At 46.1% G+C, this 586-nt stretch carries 1 protein-coding gene; it reads right to left on the reverse strand.

All coding sequences use genetic code 11. The annotated features are described in order from the left end of the window. Window positions 1-542 (reverse strand): RHS repeat-associated core domain-containing protein (locus ASC50_RS06850; RefSeq protein ID WP_304518317.1); only part of this gene is annotated, 542 nt, incomplete at its 3' end. Window positions 543-586 lie beyond the last annotated feature (44 nt).

A 586-nucleotide genomic window follows, 5' to 3' on the forward strand; every position in this document is an offset into this window, starting at 1 on the left:
TTTTTGAACGCTCCACCTTCCATTGCACTAAAATTAGGAAGAGCAGAACCAAGTAATCCCCCGGCAAGACTTCCTGCCACACTACCCCAAGTTAAATCGTTACCGAACATGGTGTTTGTTATAGCATTATTTGCGGCTTGACTTAACACATTGTATCCTAAAGTATTTCCAAAAGACCCCAACACACCTATTCCTCCCAAGGCTCCGAAACCTCCTCCTAAGGCTCCTCCAACGGCACCCATACCAAAGGCATTGCCAAAACCACTCCAGCTCCAATTACCGGAAATTGCAGCCCCCACAGTATAAGCCACGGCACCACTTCCGGCTCCAATAACCGCACCCCAGCACATTCCATCTAAAACAGCCCCGACAGGACCTAAGAACAATGAAAAAAAGAATTCTCCATCAGGGTCTGTATACTTAAACGGATTATTCAACCCATACGCATACCGATTATACGACTGCGTAAAATCCGGCATCTGCACATAAGGATCCATCTCCATAAACCGCCCCAAAGCAGGGTCATATATTCGCGCATTCAAATTTATTAACCCAAACTCATTCAAATGCTCCTGCGCCAAATAGC

The organism is Candidatus Symbiothrix dinenymphae (assembly GCF_001431085.1).